Source organism: Moorena sp. SIO3A2, from assembly GCF_010672265.1.
GTDB classification, from domain to species: domain Bacteria; phylum Cyanobacteriota; class Cyanobacteriia; order Cyanobacteriales; family Coleofasciculaceae; genus Moorena; species Moorena producens.
In genome coordinates, this window is the sequence record NZ_JAAHHC010000009.1 from 35,316 (window position 1) to 56,641 (window position 21,326).

The 21,326-nt window shown below is 44.8% G+C and carries 12 protein-coding genes and 1 pseudogene; 3 read left to right on the top strand and 10 right to left on the bottom strand.

What is annotated here, in order from left to right; translation table 11 throughout:
- Window positions 1–273 precede the first annotated feature (273 nt).
- On the bottom strand, window positions 274–702 hold the full coding sequence (locus F6K64_RS12770) for a phosphomannose isomerase type II C-terminal cupin domain (protein WP_008179636.1): 429 nt from the start codon (window positions 700–702) through the stop codon (window positions 274–276).
- 310 nt (window positions 703–1,012) lie between these two features.
- Window positions 1,013–3,073 (bottom strand): phosphodiester glycosidase family protein, encoded by a 2,061-nt coding sequence (locus tag F6K64_RS12775; RefSeq protein ID WP_287265519.1) that lies wholly within the window; start codon window positions 3,071–3,073, stop codon window positions 1,013–1,015.
- Window positions 3,074–3,992: 919 nt separating this feature from the next.
- Between F6K64_RS12775 and F6K64_RS12780 the strand changes: the two genes are divergently transcribed.
- Window positions 3,993–8,789 carry a glutamate synthase-related protein gene (locus tag F6K64_RS12780; protein ID WP_287265542.1) on the top strand — a complete coding sequence of 1,599 codons (4,797 nt, stop codon included), beginning with the start codon at window positions 3,993–3,995 and terminating at the stop codon, window positions 8,787–8,789.
- Window positions 8,790–8,876: 87 nt separating this feature from the next.
- On the opposite strand, the gene F6K64_RS12785 is transcribed toward F6K64_RS12780, so the two are convergent.
- The 6 genes and pseudogenes from F6K64_RS12785 to F6K64_RS12810 all read right to left on the bottom strand — a co-directional run bounded on the left by F6K64_RS12785 (window position 8,877) and on the right by F6K64_RS12810 (window position 16,127).
- A complete protein-coding gene (locus tag F6K64_RS12785) occupies window positions 8,877–9,632 on the bottom strand; it encodes a hypothetical protein (RefSeq protein WP_287265520.1) in 756 nt (251 codons plus the stop codon).
- A gap of 276 nt (window positions 9,633–9,908) precedes the next feature.
- Window positions 9,909–10,208: a hypothetical protein gene (locus F6K64_RS12790; protein ID WP_287265521.1), complete on the bottom strand. Its 300-nt coding sequence runs from the start codon at window positions 10,206–10,208 to the stop codon at window positions 9,909–9,911.
- Between the two features lie 696 nt (window positions 10,209–10,904).
- Window positions 10,905–11,822, bottom strand: a complete 918-nt coding sequence (locus tag F6K64_RS12795) for a polysaccharide deacetylase family protein (RefSeq protein ID WP_287265523.1) — start codon at window positions 11,820–11,822, stop codon at window positions 10,905–10,907.
- A gap of 117 nt (window positions 11,823–11,939) precedes the next feature.
- Window positions 11,940–13,496 carry a bifunctional pantoate--beta-alanine ligase/(d)CMP kinase gene (locus F6K64_RS12800; RefSeq protein WP_287265524.1) on the bottom strand — a complete coding sequence of 519 codons (1,557 nt, stop codon included), beginning with the start codon at window positions 13,494–13,496 and terminating at the stop codon, window positions 11,940–11,942.
- A gap of 116 nt (window positions 13,497–13,612) precedes the next feature.
- Window positions 13,613–14,008: pseudogene (locus tag F6K64_RS38205) on the bottom strand (septal ring lytic transglycosylase RlpA family protein); the annotation flags it as partial.
- Window positions 14,009–15,044: 1,036 nt separating this feature from the next.
- Window positions 15,045–16,127: a septal ring lytic transglycosylase RlpA family protein gene (locus F6K64_RS12810; protein ID WP_008179597.1), complete on the bottom strand. Its 1,083-nt coding sequence runs from the start codon at window positions 16,125–16,127 to the stop codon at window positions 15,045–15,047.
- Window positions 16,128–16,799: 672 nt separating this feature from the next.
- On the opposite strand from F6K64_RS12810, the gene purM reads away from it, so the two are divergent.
- Window positions 16,800–17,852 carry a phosphoribosylformylglycinamidine cyclo-ligase gene (gene purM / locus F6K64_RS12815; protein WP_008179594.1) on the top strand — a complete coding sequence of 351 codons (1,053 nt, stop codon included), beginning with the start codon at window positions 16,800–16,802 and terminating at the stop codon, window positions 17,850–17,852.
- Between the two features lies 1 nt (window position 17,853).
- Here purM and F6K64_RS12820 read toward each other — a convergent pair whose 3' ends face one another.
- Window positions 17,854–19,077 carry an RNA-guided endonuclease InsQ/TnpB family protein gene (locus tag F6K64_RS12820; RefSeq protein WP_044492266.1) on the bottom strand — a complete coding sequence of 408 codons (1,224 nt, stop codon included), beginning with the start codon at window positions 19,075–19,077 and terminating at the stop codon, window positions 17,854–17,856.
- Between the two features lie 55 nt (window positions 19,078–19,132).
- Between F6K64_RS12820 and F6K64_RS12825 the strand changes: the two genes are divergently transcribed.
- On the top strand, window positions 19,133–19,264 hold the full coding sequence (locus tag F6K64_RS12825) for a ribbon-helix-helix protein, CopG family (RefSeq protein ID WP_008179590.1): 132 nt from the start codon (window positions 19,133–19,135) through the stop codon (window positions 19,262–19,264).
- Window positions 19,265–19,582: 318 nt separating this feature from the next.
- Here F6K64_RS12825 and F6K64_RS12830 read toward each other — a convergent pair whose 3' ends face one another.
- Entirely contained in the window at window positions 19,583–21,220 is a 1,638-nt protein-coding gene (locus F6K64_RS12830) for a DUF6930 domain-containing protein (RefSeq protein ID WP_008179589.1), read from the bottom strand.
- Window positions 21,221–21,326: the final 106 nt, after the last annotated feature.

A 21,326-nucleotide genomic window follows, 5' to 3' on the forward strand; every position in this document is an offset into this window, starting at 1 on the left:
GCCCCCCGGGGAATTAAAAATTCAAAATTCAAAATTCAAAATCTAGAATTGTCCGAATCATTTTGAATTAATAATTTTGAACTTTGAATTGGAGCGTTCGCGCAGCGTGACCTACGGTCAAGCGAGTTGTGGTCTTCAATCAGTGGCGGGTACAAGCCCCCACTGATTGTCATTTTGAATTAATAATTTTTAATTTTGAATTGGAGCGTTCGCACCTCAAGGAGCGTCGGCAATGCCTATAGCGTGACCTACGGTCAAGCGACTTGACTCAATCTATTTGTCTTCTGCTTTGCTACGGGCATAGTCATCTTCAAAACGAATAATGTCATCTTCTCCGAGGTATTCTCCATTCTGAACTTCAATTAAAACGAGGGGAATAACACCAGGATTCTCTAGTCGATGAGCATGGCCTTGGGGAACATAGGTTGATTGATTTTGATGAATAATTTCTTGTTTATCGCCACAAAGAACTTTAGCTGTACCACTGACAACAATCCAGTGTTCGCTCCTATGGTAGTGCATCTGTAAACTTAAGCGATGACCCGGCTTGACTTCAATGCGCTTGATTTTGTATCCCCGTCCTTCTTCTAAGACAGTGAATGACCCCCAAGGTCGTAGTTCGGTAGCGGCAACGCCTTCAGCTACTCGGGATGACTGTAGGGTAATTGCGGAAACTTGAGAAATTTCTTTTGACTGAACCATGGTTTTGTTACTGAAAACGTCTAGCTAAGTGATTTTGGGAAAGTTGACTAATCGGTTACTAATTTCTAGCTTAAACAAAATCAAGGATAATTGACTATAACCAAACCTAGCAAACTATAACTATTTTTTTAATGTCAGATTAGTCTATTACCTGAATTTATATCAATTCTTTACACTCTTATATAGTTATCTTGACCTAAGTGGAAGCTGAATAAACCTATAGTTAAGGGATTCGTGATTTCGGAAAATCTTAATAAATATGAGCACTTCATAATTCCTTCATACTTAATACTTAATACTTCTTAAACTATTAGGGAACAGGTGTAAAAAAGATGCCCAGACCGTTGTTAACTGGTGCTGCTGTATAGGGAGAGCGATCTAGGAGTTGACCACCTAGATAAAGTCCAGTTGAGCTACCCCCGTCAAGATTGAGGGCATTAATGGCTCCCAATTTCTGCATCAACTGAGCTGTTTCCCTTAATGTTGGGCCACGTCGAGTATGACTATGGTGAAAAGCAGCAATAATCAATGTGCCATTAGCAGTGGTTCCGATAGCACTGCGTGGAGCAGACTGCTGAATAAAGGCATCACTAAATTGTTCCGATTTGCCATCTAAAACAATTTTTCGATCTTGTAGTAGCAGTGGCCCACCACCGAGAATATGGGGGTACCCATTGAAGTCAGTGGGAAACGTACTCCCCTCAATTCGCACTTGGGTACCAATACTCAGATCATTAACAGCTGTCCTGTTGGCTCTAAGGGTAACTAGATAGCCATTGTCGGGAATACGAAAGGCTTGCTGACCGGCAAGTCCTCCAGGCAAGAGATCGGTGACCAAGTTGTTCTGGATAACTACGATAATTTCATGATCAATTAAGGGAGTATAGGTTGGTCCGAAGGCGCGAGTGTAACGGGCAATGCCAGCTTTGACATAACCACTGTTGAGGAATAGTACTGGTAAACGCTTTCGGTGTGAGGTAACTATGGTTTCGCTGAGGCTGAGTCGTCCGAGTTTAACGTGACCGCGATCATTCCAAGCGATCGCTCCCCGGTTCAAAATTGGACCGGATAACCACCGACTGTCACGGCGAATTGCTCCTAAGGGCAATTGGTTGTTACGGTTGAAAAAGCCAGCATTGATTGCAGCAGATGCTTGCCACCATTGAGCAGCTTTAATTAGTGGGGCTGTTCCCACTTGGGTCGTAGCATTACTGCCAATCGGTCTGAGGCGCAAGTGTTGAGATTTGGGGTCAACCTCCAGCCATACCACTGGGAAACTAGTATCTTTGAGACTAATCAACTGCTGACGCCACTGAATGCCAGGTGCCCAGAGAATATCTTTCTTGACCATGGCATCGGGTCGCAAATCAATCACTAATCTAAACGGGTTAGGCAAGGTGAAAGCTCGCAGACGTTTGCCTTTGGGGAAATCCACCCGGAGCCTAGTTTGGTTCTGATGGCTTTCTAAGCGGATAACCGGTTTATCCATAGGAGTGCTGACGGAAATGGGAGCTACATCTTCAGGCCCTTGGATCTTGGCAGTTTCTAGAGCATTAAAACCCTTGACTAGTGAGGAGTCGGCTGAGGCAGCTACTGTAATCACAGCTTCAGTGCGTCGGTCATTGACTTGCCAGAAGGTTGGGCGGTCTAAATCAAGAACAATACGATTACCCCAAGGCTGACGTCCCTGGCGAATAGCCTTCACCCTGGCTGGTATGGAAGAGATATACAGCTTATCCCCCTGAACTTGCAACTGCCAACCTGCTGTTTTGGCAAAATCGGTAATATCTAGATATCGATAAGCAGCACTAACTTGCCTGGGGAACACTACTGATGTATTCCGGGGTTTAGAAAACCAGCGAATTGGTTGCTGGGTAAAATCTTTACTGTTGAGCATTTCTATGCCCAAGATTTGCATCGCTCCTACATCACTGATGCCAGTGCGCACTGAGGTTCCCACTAACCATTGCTGCCAAGGTAAGTTGATCTGTTGACCATTTAAATACACTTGAACCCCTTGTCGGATCACCTGGGGTGGCACAGAGAAAAACTCCAGCTCTAAGGTGTTATCAGGCATGGGGGGTAGCTCTTCCAATAGTTTCTTGCCCTTTAAAACTAGGATGTTCTCCTGGGTCGTTTGGGATAAACCTTGAACTAGGACAGGGGTATCTTCAGCTGCTGGGGGCAACTGGTTCAGTAACTCTTTAAAGCTATTTAAGATTAGGGGTTCAATTGCTCCAACTCGCCTATTTGCCGTAGCTACGGATGCTGGGAATAGAATTACGAGCAAGAGGGTAATGGCTAGCTTGGAGATCTGAGTCCACACTTTTGTAGTATCAATTCTGGTCTTTGGTTTTACTCTAGTCGCCATCAAAGGGCTCCATGGAGCATTGATTGCTGGTAGTAGCCTGTTTCCTCAAAGGACTGATTTAGCTGAAAGCTATCCTTTCATAACCTAAATCAGTCAACAAAAACTATAAAGAAGGTCTAATTTCACATACTCTTCAACTAAGTTATAGGTATTTAGGCTCTAGGCATTTAGGCTAAGGGGGTTCTAAAAAAGTATGAAGCGCTCCGAGTCAAGCAAGGAAGCTCTCAACTCCCCCTGTTCTAAGACCTAAGAGCATGAGCCTAATACCTAGGCATTTAGGGAGGAGATGCCACCTGGTCTAAACTAATACTGTGATGAAGGCTACTGTGACAAGATCAAGTCCTGTCAGTGCAAAAGAGTCGTTAAGAAAGCTATTTTGAGTTTCGCTCAATGGTCTTGATCACTGCTACGGTAAATCCACCAATTTCTTCCCGAGTAAAATTTTCAGTAGGTTTATGGAGAAATTAGGTATTGCTATCGCTAACCTATTTCTTATATCATGACTATCCACCTATATAGGTAAGTTTCTAGGATTTATGCCAGCGTCATGGAACCCTGGTCACTTTGGTCATCAGCTAGGTGGTTAGTTGCATGGCATTGTTGAAGCACTAAGCGTGTTGCTACTGGTAAAACCTGATCAGGTTAACTACATCCCTTGGTCTGTGTCGGAGGATGTAGCTTTTGTGTCAGCAGCTGACCAGATTTCATTGGATACTCAGGATAGGAGTTTCTAAGGGAAAAAGCGTGATAGATTGTTCCACCCAGGGAATCGGGATTAGACCCAACCAACTTCTGGCTCACCATTGATGGTAAATCATTGTTGATTTTTCCAGCCTAGTAGCAGTCGATAGGTCACTGCTACTAGGTTAATAGTCCTCAATCTGTAATCAAAGCATCACTAAACATCGTGAATAATTGGATGAAGAATATCGATAACCAGAAAAACCAGGAAGATCTACAACACTATCACAAGAGGATACCGTATCCAGGTCAACGTTGGTTGGTGGAGGAACGAGATGCCTGTGGGGTTGGCTTTATTGCTTCTGGGCAGGGTATAGCTACCCATAAATTGATTGAACAAGCTCTAGTCGCACTGGGTTGTCTAGAACACCGGGGAGGGTGTAGTGCTGACCAAGATTCAGGGGATGGTGCAGGCTTATTGACTGCTATTCCCTGGAAACTGTTGGAAAAATGGTTCACCGAACAAAGAATTGACCAACCTCCTACGGAGCAGTTGGGAGTTGGGATGGTATTCTTGCCTCAGGATGAGAGCTTGATTAGGGAAGGTAAGTCTATTGTTGAGGAAGTCCTTGCTCAAGAAGGCTTAAAGGTACTAGGCTGGCGTGTGGTACCAGTACGTCCAGAGATGCTAGGTATCCAAGCGAAAGCGAATCAACCCCATATCGAACAGTTGATCGTAGCCTCTGAAGGGGAGATAGGAGATGAACTGGAGCGTTTGCTGTTCAAAACTCGCTGTCGCATTGCTAAAGCCCTAAAATCTCAGAGTACCATCCGAGTGCCTGAGGATTGGTATTTTTGCTCTTTTTCCAGTCGCACGATTGTCTACAAAGGCATGGTGCGCTCAGCGGTACTTGGAGAGTTTTACTTAGATTTAAAAAATCCTGATTACCAAAGTCGTTTTGCTGTCTATCATCGACGCTTTAGCACCAATACTATGCCCAAGTGGCCCCTGGCTCAACCGATGCGCTTGTTGGGACATAATGGTGAGATTAACACTCTGTTGGGTAATGTCAACTGGATGATAGCCCGAGAGGCTGACTTGGCTCATCCAGTTTGGGAAAAAGGGTTGAAGGTAAAAGGTTCTCAAACCAACCTTAAACCAAATAACTCCTTAGATGAGATCAAGCCTATTATCAATCCAGAAAACAGTGACTCAGCCATCCTAGATAATGTATTTGAATTACTGGTGCAATCTGGACGCAGTCCTCTAACCGGATTAATGATCATGGTGCCGGAGGCTTACCAAAATCAGCCGGATTTGGATAACTATCCGGAAATTGTTGATTTTTATGAATACTACAGTGGAATTCAGGAAGCTTGGGATGGTCCAGCGCTGTTAGTATTCAGTGATGGGAAAACAGTGGGAGCCAGCCTAGACCGAAATGGATTACGACCGGCTCGTTATAGCATTACCCGGGATGGCTATGTGGTGGTGGCATCAGAAGTGGGGGTAGTGGACTTGCCAGAAGCCGAGATTGTGGAAAAGGGCAGACTCGGACCAGGGCAAATGATTGCTGTTGACCTGGAAAGCAACGAAATTTTAAAAAACTGGGAGATCAAGCAACGGGTAGCGGCTCAACAACCCTATGGTCAGTGGCTGAAGCAGTACCGTGTAAAATTGGAACCCCAATCCTTTACTGAGGCTCCTGAACAAGAGGCTGCTGAGTTACTGCGTCAGCAGACTGCTTTTGGCTACACTGCTGAGGATGTGGAGATGATCATCCAGCCGATGAGCACCCAGGGGAAAGAACCTACTTTCTGTATGGGAGATGATATTCCCTTGGCGGTACTCTCCAATAAGCCTCGGCTACTCTATGACTATTTTAAACAACGCTTTGCCCAGGTCACTAACCCACCCATTGATCCTCTACGGGAAAGTTTGGTGATGTCCTTGAGCATAGAGCTGGGTGAGCGAGGCAATATATTAGAAGCTAAGCCAGAGTACGCACAGTTGTTAAAGCTGGAAACCCCAGTCCTCAATGAGGCGGAGTTGGCAGCGGTGAAAGCGTCACGGTTTGAGACGGCTGAACTGTCTACTCTATTTGAAATTGCTACTGGTCCAGGGGGGCTAGACGTAGCTGTGAATCGTCTGTGTGACCAAGCGGCTGAGTCGGTAAGGGCTGGTAAAACGATTCTGATTTTGAGTGATAAAACTGCTGGAGGGCTTTCTGAAAATTACACCTATATTCCACCAATGTTGGCTGTAGGTGCGGTTCACCACCACCTGATCTCTCAAGGATTAAGGATGAAGGCATCGATTATTGTGGAAACGGCTCAATGTTGGAGTACTCATCACTATGCTTGCTTAATCGGTTATGGTGCATCAGCAGTTTGTCCGTATTTGACTTGGGAATCGGTGCGGAATTGGTGGGCTAATCCTAAAACTCAAAAATTGATGGCCCAGGGGAAACTGGAAAGCCTAACCATAGACCAAGCTCAGAAAAATTATCGCAAGGCGGTAGAAGCAGGTTTATTGAAAATCCTATCTAAGATGGGAATTTCCCTATTATCCTCTTATCATGGCGCTCAGATTTTTGAAGCAATTGGCATTGGTGGGGATTTATTGGCAGTAGCCTTTAAGGGAACTACATCCCGCCTGGGGGGTTTGAGTATTGCTGATTTAGCTCAAGAAGTGATGGAGTTTCACAAACGGGCTTTCCCCCTGACAGCTAAGAAACTGCAAAACTTTGGCTTTATCAATTACCGTCCTCGGGGCGAGTATCACATGAACAGCCCTGAAATGGCTAAAGCCCTACACAAGGCGGTTTCTGCTTTCGTCCGTGACCAATCTTCTAACAATGGCAACGGTAAAAATCACAAAGAGTTGGAAGTTAGCAAGTTGCAGGTTAAACCTTCAAGCCTTGACGCTAACAAAGAAGCTTACGACCACTACGATGTGTATCGCAAACTGTTGGAAGAGCGTCCAGCAACTGCACTACGAGATTTGTTGGACTTCAACAGCGACCAACCTACTATTGGGATCGATGAAGTAGAACCTGTTGAGGAAATTGTCAAGCGCTTCTGTACCGGCGCAATGTCCCTAGGCTCTCTATCCCGAGAAGCTCATGAAACTCTAGCTATTGCTATGAACCGGATTGGCGGTAAATCCAACAGTGGTGAAGGGGGAGAAGACCCAGTGCGCTTCACCATTCTGAATGATGTGGATCAAACTGGTCATTCTCAGACTCTACCTCACTTAAAGGGATTACGTAATGGGGATGTTGCTTCGTCTGCGGTTAAACAAGTAGCATCTGGTCGTTTTGGAGTAACACCAGAGTACCTGATGAGTGGGAAGCAGTTAGAAATTAAGATTGCTCAAGGTGCTAAGCCAGGGGAAGGGGGTCAGTTACCGGGTAAGAAGGTCAGTCCCTACATTGCTAAGCTGCGGCGTTCCAAGCCAGGGGTAACCCTAATTTCCCCACCACCCCATCATGATATCTATTCCATTGAAGACCTAGCGCAGCTGATTTTTGATTTGCATCAGATTAACCCTCAAGCTAAGGTATCTGTGAAGTTGGTGGCAGAAATTGGGATTGGAACTGTTGCGGCTGGGGTAGCTAAAGCGAATGCGGATGTAATCCAAATTTCTGGTCATGATGGCGGTACTGGAGCATCTCCCCTGAGTTCGATTAAGCACGCTGGAACGCCTTGGGAACTGGGAGTAACTGAAGTACATCGGATCTTGATGGAAAACCAACTACGCGATCGCGTTTTGCTGCGGGTAGATGGTGGCTTAAAAACTGGTTGGGACGTACTGATGGCTGCCTTGATGGGAGGAGAAGAGTACGGTTTCGGTTCGGTATCGATGATTGCTGAAGGCTGCATCATGGCACGGATTTGCCATACCAATCAATGTCCGGTAGGAGTTGCTACTCAGCAAGAACGCTTGCGCCAGCGCTTTAGCGGGATTCCAGGCCATGTTGTCAACTTCTTCTACTTTGTGGCTCAGGAAGTGCGATCGCTTCTTGCCAAACTAGGTTACCGTTCCTTAAAGGATATCATTGGTCGGGCTGATCTACTCAAAGTCCGGAACGACCTTGAGTTGACTAAGACATCTATGCTGAATCTAGATTGTCTGACTCAGCTGCCTGATACTCGCACAGACCGCAGTTGGCTCAACCATAACGATGTCCACAGCAACGGACCAGTGCTAGATAATCAACTGCTGGCTGACCCTGACCTGACGAATGCTATTCAAAACCATGGGTCTGTGACTAAAGATGTTGACATTGTCAACACTGACCGTACTGTAGGGGCTCGAATTGCTGGGGTAATTGCCAAGCAGTATGGTAACACTGGTTTCGATGGACACATTACTCTCAACTTCAAGGGGGCTGCGGGTCAAAGCTTTGGTGCCTTTAACCTGCCTAGTATGACCTTGATTTTAACTGGTGAAGCGAATGACTATGTAGGCAAAGGGATGCATGGTGGTGAAATTATTATCAAACCACCCACTGATGCCACCTATGACCCAGCTAACAATGTGATTGTAGGTAACACCTGCCTCTACGGTGCCACTGGCGGAACATTATTTGCCCATGGCGGTGCTGGTGAGCGGTTTGGTGTGCGCAATTCTAAAGGCTGTGCTGTGATTGAGGCAGCTGGTGATCACTGCTGTGAATACATGACCGGTGGTGTAATTGTAGTCTTAGGGAAAGTCGGACGCAATGTAGGTGCTGGTATGACTGGTGGTTTAGCCTACTTCCTAGATGAAGAGGAGAGTTTTCCCGCCAAAGTGAACCAGGATGTCAAGATTCAACGGGTGATTTCAGCGGCTGGAGAGCAGCAGTTGAAAGGTTTAATTCAAGACCATGCCACTCGCACTGGTAGCCCGAAAGCCCAGGTGATTCTGGACAACTGGTCTGAATATCTGCCCAAATTCTGGCAAGTGGTACCGCCTTCTGAGGTCGATACTCCTCAAGCCAATCCTGATGTGGTAGAAGAACGGGAGTTAGTTTCTTCTACAGTAGGCTAAAGCAGTTAAAGCTTAAAGGTTCCAGGTTGGATTGGGTTACCAGTTGCAGGTTAGAAGGTTGAAGGTTGGTTTGATCACTTTTAACCTTCAACCTGTAACCTGTTCTAGGTCAATCTTTTCGAGGCAAAATTCATTCACAGACGCTTGACGACGAATCATTATCTCCCTGACCCAATCACGATTGCCTAGCTTAATATACTCTTCGATACAGTAAGCAGAATAGCCAATGTGGTTAGACTCATCACTGATGAATTTATCGGACATCGTCGTTACCTTCTGCAAATCTTCAGGTCTGGCGTAGGCTTGCAGCACAGGACGCAACAGAAGTTGAAGTACTAATGCTCTAATCTCCAGTAGGTTGATCTGGATCAGGGTATCCATCAGCAGCTGCTCATCTATAACCTGGTCAGGGGAAATAACTGCTGTTGGTGGATGGTTTTGCTGGCTATAGCTAGGACTTAACTCTTTCAAGTTTGTCCGAAAATCAGCTTCTATCTCAGTGGGAAAGAGAATATTAAGCAAGGTAACAAACATCTTTGAGTGGCGGGACTCGTCGATGGAGTGATTACGAACTAACCTAGTAAACTCCTGGTTTTCGATGCACTGGGATAATTGCCAAGCCTCTTGAGAACCCTTGCCTTCTTCCCTTGCATTGATAATTAGAGAGTTAGCAAACCACTCCTGATTACGAGCACACTGGCGATACAAATTACCATACCATGCCATGCCATGGGGAGGTGAGTGAATCTGACATACTTCGGTCAGAAGATTGGTATAATTTTCAAAAGTCTGATTTTTATAACCTTTAATATATGCGATCGCTAATTCGCTGATATAGCTCATGACTGTATTTTTGTTAATTGTTGACCGTTGAATGTTAACTATTAACAGTAAATTAAAAGCTGTTGAATTAGTTAACTTTAAGTTTATATTCTTAATCAATTAATGATATAAACTTACTTCTTATAACTTCTTTATTGCTATGTCTGGTAAGTGGCAATTATTCCAATAAAATAGTTTACCTATTACTAGAAAGGTTAATACCAAATCCGCGCTTATTTTCCTCTGAAGATATTAAACCTGGATTTGGTATAAATGAATGATTAAGTTTTTAGATATCTAAATTTCTGGGAATAACATCTCTTCATCACCAGGAAAGGCCATAATGCGTATTCTAAAAATATCGCAATCAAGTTTTAGACCATAGGGGCTTGGATGATAGTTACACCCTTCTGGGGGATTTGGAAAAATTTGCAATATAAATCCATGATCAGCTTTGTCTGCAAGTGGTTTTATACCTAGTCTTCTACTCCCTTTAATGGATTTTATATCTTCCTCACTTAAATCAAAGCTAATTGGCTCGAAGTTATTGAGATCTTCGATAGTCATTGAATTTATTTCTTGATCCTCATTTTTCATAATTTATAGTCTTTCCAATGTTGGATTAGCCGATTTATTATCTGGTAAGCAGGTGCACAAAATTAATTACACATTTTCCAAAACTCAAAGCCTTACGATGTAAGGGTTACAGAGATTGGTAGTAGGAAATTAATTTTGTTTAGGTGCTTAAACTAGATAGACAGAAGAAACTAATACTCAATTGCAGGAATAATGAACCTTGACTTGTGACCTTGGGTGTCACAACTATGAAACCCTACAACCACAAATAAATCTGTAGACCATAACAACACAGGACTTACGTATTCAATCTACGTTTAGGGTCAGTTATTAAGGCACGCTACTAGATAACTACACCATAACTACATAAGTTTGTTTGATGTCGAGTTTTGGGTAAGTCATGAACTTTGGGTAAGTCATGATCAGTTAACTGTTAACTTCTCAAGAGTTAACAGTATTGTCTTGTTTCAAGATTAAAATCTTGGTTTCCTAGGTTAATTTGGGTAGATAACTTATCAAATAGGATAACTAAATTTAAAAAAGCTATGTCGCCATTTTGGCGGTAAAATTAAAAATAAAGGATACCAAGGTTAACCATCAAAGCCTTCAAGGTTAGGTTAAGATCAAGTGGATTATAACTGATTACCTATTTATGGGCTTAAAGTTGACTCTTGATTGTCAAAAGCTAACGGTTAACCGTTGATAAATAATTACATATCACTTCTGTTCTTTTTGTGCCATTTCCAACTCTTTTTGTGCCATCTCCAACAATTCCGGTACGGTCACAAACTGGTAACCTTGCTTTCTCAATTCAGTAATAATTACCGGTAAAGCTCGTATCGTCTTGGAACGATTGCCGCCACCATCGTGTAGTAATACAATTCCTCCCGGTTTCGCTCTGCGGAGCACATTATAGGTCAACCGACGTTGGTTTACCGAGTAATCCTCTGAGTCAGCTGACCAATTCACGATCACGTAATTTTTTTTTCGGGCGTAAGCCACTAAGCCATTGTTCATAATACCCCCAGGGGGTCTAAACAAAGAGGTTTTAACGTTAATAGTTTTGTAAATCCGTGCTGTGGTGTTATCAATTTCCTTAGCAGCTGCTAAAGTATTATGATAGTAATAACTATGGTTCCAACTATGGTTGCCAAGGGCATGACCATGGTCTACAATTTTTTTAAGCTCTTCTGGATATAGATAAACATTTCTTCCTACCACGAAGAAAGTTGCCTTAACATTATATTTTTTAAGGATGTGTAGGACATCGTTGGTCATCTTCGGCCAAGGACCATCGTCAAAGGTTAAAGCAATGACTTTCTGTGGAGTTTTAAGCTCAACTTCCTCGATATATTTTCCCCGAAATTGGGGAGGAACATAGTTAATCCGCTTGCCTCTCTCTTGCTCTGCCCATTTAGCAATGCCTTGCTGCAAACCCTTATCTGGCTGCTTAGTTAAGGTTTCAACCTTCTTTGAGTCAGTTTGCTGCTTTGGTATTTGCCTAGTGATTAGTGCAGCAATATTTTGGTTAGCCCATCGGCCTGTTTTCAAGGTGTAGGCACCCATACAACTTAGAATAGCAGCAATTATAATCCATGTACTGCGCGACCAGAATAAGCCCTCACGTTTTGCCAAAATTGGTCTCCTTTGCTCCTGCCAAAATACCAGGAAAGTAAATTATCATCTATAACTAACCATCATCTTATAGAGTGGTGGCTAGCTGTTGCCTAATTGTCTGTTTAAGATTAGCGGTCAGCCATCCGGTGACAATTGCTGATAGTAGATATTGACAAGACAATCGGTAACTTGTGCAATACTCATACCATCGGTTTGTACTTCAATAGCATCAGCTGCCTTGCGCAAGGGGGCTACAGCACGGGTGCTGTCCTTCAGGTCGCGCTGTTGAATCTCTTGCTCCAGCTGTTCTAAGCTCACCTCTTGCCCCTGGTTTTTCAAGTCTTGCTGACGGCGACGCGCCCTTTCTTGGACAGAAGCTGTTAAGAATAGTTTGACTTCTGCATTGGGAAAGACATGGGTGCCAATGTCACGACCTTCAGCCACTACACCTCCTTGACGACCCCAGCGTTGTTGTTGTTTGAGTAACTCACGGCGTACTGAACTCAGGGCAGCCACCGTAGAAACTTTGGCAGTAACGGACTGTGAACGAATGACCTGGGTAACTTCTTCTCCATCAACCCACACCTGAATCCCAGACTCTCCTGGTTGATTATTAGTCAGATTAATTGTAATTTTACTGACTAATTCTGCGATCGCAGGCTCATCCTCCAAGTCAATACCTGCTTTGAGCACCCGCCATGTCACAGCCCGGTACATGGCACCAGTATCAAGATACATCAATCCTAATGCTTTGGCTACCAAACGACTAACAGTAGATTTTCCAGCTCCAGCCGGACCATCAATAGCCACAATCGGTTTACGGTGGGACAGGAGTATATTGTCAATTAAACGAGTTGTACCTAAGTGAGCTGCGATCGCTAATAATCCTTGCTCTTCAACCTGTTCGAGGGGAGTGAGAGTAACAGGATGTACTAATTCCACATACTCGACCTGGATATCCTGGGTTCCAGCTAATTCTGACATAACCCTCTCAATCAGATTGATGCGATCGCATAATCCACCTTGAAACGCTTTCTGAGCGCTACGCAACGCTTTATATAGTAATGATGCTTGGGCTTTTTGCTCTGGTGTCAGGTATTGATTGCGAGAACTACAAGCGAGTCCCGACTTTTCCCGCACAATCGGACAAGGAACAATTGTCACTGGTAACTTAAAATCTGCCACCATACACTGGATGATTGCCAACTGTTGGGCATCCTTTTGACCAAAATAGGCTCTGTTTGGTCGTACCAAATTCAACAGCTTGACCACAACAGTTGCCACACCCTGAAAAAAACCAGGACGAGAGACACCACATAGGACAGAAGTCATGGCTTTGGGTGGAACCACTTGAGTCAATTCATCACCCTTGTCCGCAGTGGGCATTGGATTGTCACCATACAACTGATCCACAGTGGGAGCAAAAATTGCATCAACTCCAATCTGTTGGCAAAGTTCTTGATCCTGAGCCAATCCACGGGGGTACTCCTGAAAATCCTCTGTCGGTGCAAACTGAAGAGGATTAACAAAAATACTAACAATCACCAGAGAATTTTCTCGTCTTGCCCGCTCAATTAAGCTTAAGTGACCGCTGTGCAAGGCTCCCATAGTGGTTACTAGACCCACTTCCTTGCCATGACCTTGACGTTCTAAGTAGCAGTGTAATCCAGCAGTTGTTGTAAACAGGTGCATAAGACTCTAGAGTTTAGATCCCTATTGATGTTAGCAACATAGTCCTATATAAATAGAAATCTCCAGGAGTTGCCAAGTAATTCCTGGAGATTTCTATTGGCTAATAACTAATTAATTTAATAAAGAATTTCTATACGCACAGACCCAGTGCCAGACCTTACCAGTCCAATTATTCTGGCAGCTCCTCTGGACAAGTCAATAATCCTACCCCTGACATAAGGTCCACGGTCATTAATCCGCACAATGACAGAGCGACCATTTCTGAGATTAGTCACTTTGACTCTAGTGCCAAACCGCAAAGTACGATGAGCAGCAGTCAGAGCGTATTGATTGAATCTTTCGCCACTAGCAGTGCGCCTGCCATGGAAACCTGAACCATACCAGGAAGCTATCCCCCTTACACTCCATCGCACTCGGCGACGGCTACGCCTTGCAATCGTTGGTACTTTTAGTGGTTGCCATGTCTGTGGTGAAGCAGTGCTTTTTTTGAGAGGAGAAGCTAAGCCGATCAGGATAGCGTTTCCTTGGAGATTAGAATTGGCAGAAGCTCTCTTCTCTTCTGACTTTGGAATCTCCTCAGTCGTAATTAGCTCAGACCCTGGCAAGGTTAAACTAGGAAGAGTTCTAAATTTATCTGGAAACTTAGCAAAATCAAACATCTGAACTTGCTGATTTGAGAGTTTTTCAGCATCTGGAATTGTGGCAGATTTCACCTCTGTCATCAGTGGTAAGTCAGGGTTATCTTTAACAGTATAGTCAAAGCCCTTAGCTGATGAAATATCAGTTGATAAATGATATAGCACTACGCGCTACTGTTAGGACATTCCTAAACTCCGAAACTTACTCATAGCTAACTTTTAGGTGCGACCCGTGGCGAATTTAATTCGCCGAACGCGCCCCGCGTCTCCTACGGAGAACGGAAAGCGCACCTTTGACTTCTGACTTCTAACTTCTGACTTGCGGGTAGCGCTATAAGCCTCACAGCTTAGTTGCTAGAGGCTATCCACTTAAACAATAAGCATTCAGCCTAGGGAGTTAGCTGAATGCTTACTTTAAGCAGGGACACGGATCATACTAATAGTGACATACTCCCACACGCTCATCGAAGATTACAGTGTGGGCTTCTTACCAACTCCAGCCATCACTATCGGCTTTCGCCGACGCGGGGCGCGAACGGATACACGGGTTACTTTATTAACGACACGGGATGCCCCGACCCACCGGAACAATATAATGAGTTCTATTTTTTAGGCACGTAAGTGGCTGACTTGCCCAGCATTTAAGGCCGTAGGCCACGCTACGCGAACGGCTTTGTTTATCAGTACATATATTATAGCAATTTTATAATACCCTGTGCAAAATTCATCCCACACCTAATGCTACGCATTAGGTGTGGGATGAATTTTGCCGGACAGCTAATTGTCGTGTCTACCTGCAACAAACTTTTTTTCACCTTTGGTAATGGAGAATTGGGAATTGGGAATTAGATTACAATTAGCGATTACCCATTCCCCATTAGCCATTACCCATTGCCGTTGAAGATTTAAGTTAATATAAAACCTCTAGACGCACAGCAGCAGTGCCGGATCTTTCAAGTCCGATAACTCGGGCTGCGCCCCTGGAAAGGTCAATGAGCCGACTCCTGCTGTGGGGTCCACGGTCATTAATTCGCACAATGACGGAGCGACCATTTCTCATGTTAGTCACCCGCACCCTAGTCCCAAACCGCAAGGTACGATGAGCAGCAGTCAGGGCGTATTGATTAAATCGCTCACCACTGGCAGTGCGTCGGCCATGGAAACCCGGACCATACCAAGAAGCCATACCCCTCATCTGACTTCTTACTCGTCGAGTGGTACTCCTAGCTACTTTCTGTACTCTTCGTGGTTTTGGTGCTGGCGGTAAGTCGGCAATTTCTTTGAGAGGGGGAGCGTAACCGATCAGCCGTCGCAATCGATTAGTAGCTTGTAGAGCATCTTCAGCCAGGTCTTTAGTGGTATCTGGCAGAATTGTATTCTGATCAACTTGGACTAATTCTTCCTGATTGACTTGGATGCTGTAGCTTTTGTAGGAACCATTCCAACGGACAGTGATTGACTCAGCATTGACATTGTTGCGATGAAGTTCATTGATCCGAGCAGCAACCACTTGAGCCCGCTGAATTGAGTCATTTTCTGACCCCTTAGCATCCGATATCGTAGCGTTGCCTGGGGCAACAGAAGACGGAGTTGCTATCTTTTCAACCTCAGTAGCAACTCTGTCTTTGCTAGGGTCAGTATTGATTCCCTGTGAACCTAGGAAAGTCAGAACAGGAATACTGCGGACATACAGTGTAGCTGCCTGACGTCCTGCCAGTTGATAAGCATAAATATTGGTAATGATTTCTGAGGTACTGGCAGTCCTCAGTTGCTCTGGAAACTCAGCCAATTGAAACTCTGGTGTGGGCTGAGCTGGTAGTTTTTTTATTGCTGCAGTTGCGCTAGATGGCAATTCTTGTGCCAGTTGGGTATCAGAATTTCCTTTCACAGTCTGAACAACTGTCTCAGCGGATGAGACAGGAGTTGATGTTGTTGTACCGAGAACTGTTGTTAGGAAAGAAGCGGTGATGCCACCCCAAATTTTTTGATTCATAGGTCTGTTGTCTACGATAATTGGCAGTTTTAGGCATTATGGTGCTGCAAGAAACCCAGCAACATAACTTCAACTTGCCCATTAACTCCTCACAAATTGGTTATTAGTGATTTAACTAAAAACCTGAAACAGAATACCATGAAGTTTCTGATGGTGGAATCCCCATTTTATGAAGCTGTTACTAATAACTTGTCAAAATCGACTGTTGTAGATTGACCACAAACTAAGTTATATTAGTGGTTAGAGCTTTTGTGAAGTTTTTGTGAAGTAACGCCAATAATAGTTAATTCTTATCAATCCCATCAAGATCTGCGAAATAACTAATGAATCAACCTCAACAAATTTCCTCTATAAAGTAAACTTGAATACAGACTAGGTGCAACCAATTCTGGTAAGAAAGGGCGCTGACCACGGCGCTGACCACGGCGCTGACCACTACCTTCATCAAAACACTACTGATCTGACCCTATTTGCCCCCTAGGTCTTGATCGACACTACCCTGTAAGATCAGGTCAGGATAATTACCCTTAATAAAAATCTCCCTATCTCCCCATCTCCCCACACCTCCGTTTCTCCCCATCTTCCCCACCCTCTCCTTAATTATGGGTATTCAACCAGACTTGATATAAAATACATCCTGCATTTCTAGCTCAAAAGCATTTTTGTTTTCCCATGGATTATCGAGACGCTGGTGTTGATATTGAGGCAGGTCGAGGATTTATTAACCAAATCCGTAGCCTGGTAAAAAGTACCCACCGTTCGGAAGTATTAGGTGGACTAGGTGGTTTTAGTGGTTGCTTTCAGCTGCCAGTTGGATATACTGAGCCAGTGCTGGTATCTGGAACTGATGGAGTTGGTACTAAACTCAAATTGGCTCAAGACCTCAACCGCCATGACACTGTTGGCATTGATTTGGTAGCGATGTGCGTCAACGATGTCTTGACTGTTGGTGCGGAACCCCTGTTTTTCTTGGATTATTTAGCCACTGGCAAGCTCAACCAACAACAACTGACTCAGGTTGTTGCCGGTATTGCCCAAGGTTGTCGTCTGGCTGGGTGTGCTTTACTAGGAGGGGAAACCGCAGAAATGCCTGGTTTCTACGAACTCGCTGAGTATGACCTAGCAGGATTTTGTGTAGGAATTGTGGAAAAGAGCCGCATGCTTGACGGTTCCCAAGTCCAAATTGGAGATGTGGTAATTGGTTTGGCCAGTCAGGGCGTCCACAGCAATGGTTTTAGTCTGATCCGGAAAATTGTTCAGGATTCCCCAGACAACGCTCTTTCCTGGGACATAACTCCGGAATTTTTAGCTGGTAAAAGCTTAGGGGAGGAATTGTTGACACCAACTCAGATTTACGTCAAACCGGTGCTTGATGCTCGTAGGGCTGGTATCGAGATTCACGGTATGGCTCACATTACTGGCGGCGGTATCCCAGAAAACCTCCCTCGTTGCCTGGGTGCTGGACAATCCGTCCAGATTTATCCCAACAGCTGGGTGATTCCACCAATTTTTAAGTGGCTAGCCCAAACAGGTCAGGTTAGTCCTCAGGCAATGTTTGATACCTATAATATGGGGATTGGTTTTGTGCTGATTGTTCCTCAACAGCAGGTTGAGCAAACCCTAACATCGTTTAATTCACAGCAGGTAAATGCATGTAAAATTGGTGAAGTAATCCCAGGGGATGGTGGTGTTGTTGGTCTAGTTACATACTCCCGACGCTCATGAGTCACGCATAGAGCGCGGGCTTCTCAGGGACTCCTGCTATTGCATCGGACGCTACCTGAGCTTTATTGACGGAATGCCCTACCGCCAAATACTTGATATTGATTGCTGCATTGTGGTCACGGTCAATCGTCAGCCCGCATTCAGAACAGTTATGAAGCCTGTCTGAGAGCGTTTTTGGGACTTTTGCACCACATTCAGAGCAGTTTTGAGAAGTGCCGTTTGGATTCACCGCAATTGCCAACAATCCGGCTCTTTCAGCCTTGATTGAGAGAATTTGCAGGAATTGACCCCATCCAGCATCCGTAACAGATTTTGCCAGCCTAGATTTGGCTAGACCTTTGATGTTCAGCTTTTCATGTGCTAAATTCTTGCCTTGAGATAAAAGCTTTTTGGCGGTTTTGTAGTGAAAGTCTTTGCGCTGATTTGAAACTTTCAAGTGAGCTTTAGCGACTCGCTTAATAGCTTTCTTTCGACGGTTGGAACCTTTCTTCTTACGAGAAAGTGAGCGCTGCAACCGTTTCAGGCATCTCTCTGCTTTGCGATAGTGTTGAGGAATTGGCTCGTATGCCCCCGAATCATCTACCAGAAACTCTTTCAATCCCATATCAATCCCAATGGTATTATCGAGACTTGGAGCATCAGGAGTAAGAACGGGAACCGACGAATCTTGTAACGACAACGTGATGTAATACCCATCCGCTTTCTTGGTAATAGTTGCTGTTTTCACTTTGAAGCCATCTGGCAACGGACGATGCAGAATCATTTTCAACTTGCCAATCTTTGGTAGCTGGATCAATCGCCCGTCAATATGTTCTGGCTTAATGGGATCTGGAAACGCAATTGAACGATAACGCCCAACTCCTTTGAACCGGGGCTTACCGCTTCGCTTGCCGTTGCAATCCCCTTGGAGCCATCGATCAAACGTCTTTTTTACTCGTGCAATCACATCTTGCAGAGTATGTGACGGCAGATCCTTGTATTCGGGGAACAGCTTTTTCGAGTTGACCAGATCCCGTTTCTGAGCATAGAAATCAGGACGGTCTTTCAATTCTGGGAGATGACATACCAATGGACAGGCATTAATATCGCAGCGATTTTGCTCCCACCAATTAAACCGCTCTGCCAGCCGATAGTTGTATTGCCGACGGCAAATGTCAAGCCATTGGTCAATGGTGACTTGCTGTTGTCGAGTCAATCTTAATCGGTACTGGTAGGCGGTTCGCATAGGAAAAAATATTGTCGTGATACTATTGTAGTGCATATTTCCATACACTGCAATCATGACCAGTAAAGAAACAATCCAGATTCGACTCCCTAAAACCGAAAAAGATCGACTGGATTCCTATTGTCGAAAAACCGAAAGATCCATCACGGATGTTCTGCGGGAATTTATTCGTTCATTGCCTGAGTGAGTTGCTCGTCTCGTCGGTGTGGGTCGCACTCGCCTCAGTTCCTTCGGCATTGATTGACCCACCCTCCTCATCTCGCTCGCATTCTTCCCGACGCTCACCCTTCGGGTAGAGCGCGGGGCTGCTGCTGCTTTAGCTCATCCCGTGATCCGATCAGGCTTCTGGGTGGGCAGTCTCTCAATCATTAGACTTCGCGGCAGTTGTCAGGGAATAGGGAATAGGGAATAGGGAATAGGGAATAGGTCTCAAAATTGACTTAGAAGCTATCCAAAATGATTGCTTAGTTATTTTTGCAAGAGGTCTATTCTCTCAATCAGAAACTCAAAAGGGTGGCTCAGTTATTGAGGGTTCTGCCTTCAGGATTGCTATTCCCAAATCTGTAGTGGAGAGCGATCGCGCTTCAAACAATGCCATCATGTCACGAGGCTTGGGATTACCCCGAGATGCTCCTGCTAGACCTCTGGCAATAACTAAACCACAATAGCCCTGATTTTCACAACCCTCCTCCCACTGCTCGCGGGCAGCAGCATGGTTGGTATCGGTTTCAGAAAACTCTCCTAACAAATAAAGACTGCTGTTTTCTGTTTGGATAATGCCAAGGTCGTAGCGTGTGCCCTCAAAGGGGTCTTCCCCTGAATTAAAGCAAATCCCTTTGATTCCACCAGCAGTCTGGATCTGTTCTATCAACACTTGTGCCTTTGGTCGGGTGGTTTGAATCAAAATAACTGGCATGCCTTCCCCGATTGCTTTAATATTCTGAGACTGATAGGATTTGACACCAGAGCGAATAGATTCTATTGCTTCCCAAGACATCATGCCCAGCTTGAGGAAAGCATCCTTTGGCACAAGGTCATCCCGTAAGGGTATGGTCATCGACCCTGAATCGAAATCATCTTCCTCGGACTCAATTGCCATCTCTAACAACTCATCCGCTAGGTCAGGATGGGTGTTAACTTTAACGTTAACAGTAGATTTTGCTTCTAGGGGTACCGGGATGCGGTAACGCTTACCAATCTTGGGTAAGTTTTCGTCATCTAATTGCTCATGGTAATCGTGAACAAATCGCTGAATGGCTTCTAGGGCAACATAAATGGCGATCGCTTCTTCTTCATAAATATAAGGTCGCATTCCTTCCAAGGGATGGACTGTACCAAAGCCAGGTACAATCTCTGATACTGGTAAATCAGCTAAATCAATATCATCCTCTTCATCCTCATCTTCGGTATCATCCCCAAACCGCCCGAAGGTTAAAAACAAGCAATCTTGCCCTAAGAAAGCTTGTTCCATCTTGTCCCACGAGTCATCTGCCAGCACTGATGATCGGAACCGTTTCAGGGAATCCCAGGACCGATATAGTAGTACCCCGTACTCCATACCCAGCATACCCATTACTGAGACGTATAGAGTTTCCAAATCCCAGCGATTTAATTCAATCGAGATAATCTGATGATCAGCCACTACTTCCCAAGCAGCTTCATGCCAAATTTCATAGGCTTTTTCTATAAGTAGGTCGGCATACTTAGGTGGTAGCTGGGGTTGTCGAGTAGCCGCCATTTCCTCAAATCCCCGAAACAGTTCGTCAATCAAGGGTAAATTGGGTACATAATCAATTCCAATGTCTAACCCTTGAAGGACACCTCGCAAAAAAAACTGAATTTCTCGGTTACGAACAACAATCTTTGAGGGTCGTGCTGGTCTGGCGGGGCTTTGGGGATGTTCCATGGCTTGCATAAGGGCACGAACAATCGCTTCTGGTCCCATTGTTGGTGATACTAAATCCATTGCCCTGACAATGCCTTCTGAGCCATCCACCCAAAGAATGCAATCATTATGACCCTCACCATCCGGCTGATGATTGTTACCAATAACTGACAGGGGACGGCGGTCTCCCTCCCACACACTGGAAGTCTGTTGTAATTTATTGAGCCGACGACGAGTATTGCGATTCAAAGCAGACATAGAATAGTTTGGGTTGATTGCCTAAGTACCGACCATGAATAGCCAGTTGCTGGTGGATACTCCTATCTTACCGGGGTATAGTTGCACAAGCCCCCCTGATCCGAAG

Coding starts and splice junctions, on each gene's coding strand:
- F6K64_RS12770 (WP_008179636.1), bottom strand. CDS start 702: ATGGTTCAGTCAAAAGAAATTTCTCAAGTTTCCGCAATTACCCTACAG.
- F6K64_RS12775 (WP_287265519.1), bottom strand. CDS start 3,073: ATGGCGACTAGAGTAAAACCAAAGACCAGAATTGATACTACAAAAGTG.
- F6K64_RS12780 (WP_287265542.1), top strand. CDS start 3,993: ATGAAGAATATCGATAACCAGAAAAACCAGGAAGATCTACAACACTAT.
- F6K64_RS12785 (WP_287265520.1), bottom strand. CDS start 9,632: ATGAGCTATATCAGCGAATTAGCGATCGCATATATTAAAGGTTATAAA.
- F6K64_RS12790 (WP_287265521.1), bottom strand. CDS start 10,208: ATGAAAAATGAGGATCAAGAAATAAATTCAATGACTATCGAAGATCTC.
- F6K64_RS12800 (WP_287265524.1), bottom strand. CDS start 13,496: ATGCACCTGTTTACAACAACTGCTGGATTACACTGCTACTTAGAACGT.
- F6K64_RS12810 (WP_008179597.1), bottom strand. CDS start 16,127: ATGAATCAAAAAATTTGGGGTGGCATCACCGCTTCTTTCCTAACAACA.
- purM (WP_008179594.1), top strand. CDS start 16,800: ATGGATTATCGAGACGCTGGTGTTGATATTGAGGCAGGTCGAGGATTT.
- F6K64_RS12820 (WP_044492266.1), bottom strand. CDS start 19,077: ATGCGAACCGCCTACCAGTACCGATTAAGATTGACTCGACAACAGCAA.
- F6K64_RS12825 (WP_008179590.1), top strand. CDS start 19,133: ATGACCAGTAAAGAAACAATCCAGATTCGACTCCCTAAAACCGAAAAA.
- F6K64_RS12830 (WP_008179589.1), bottom strand. CDS start 21,220: ATGTCTGCTTTGAATCGCAATACTCGTCGTCGGCTCAATAAATTACAA.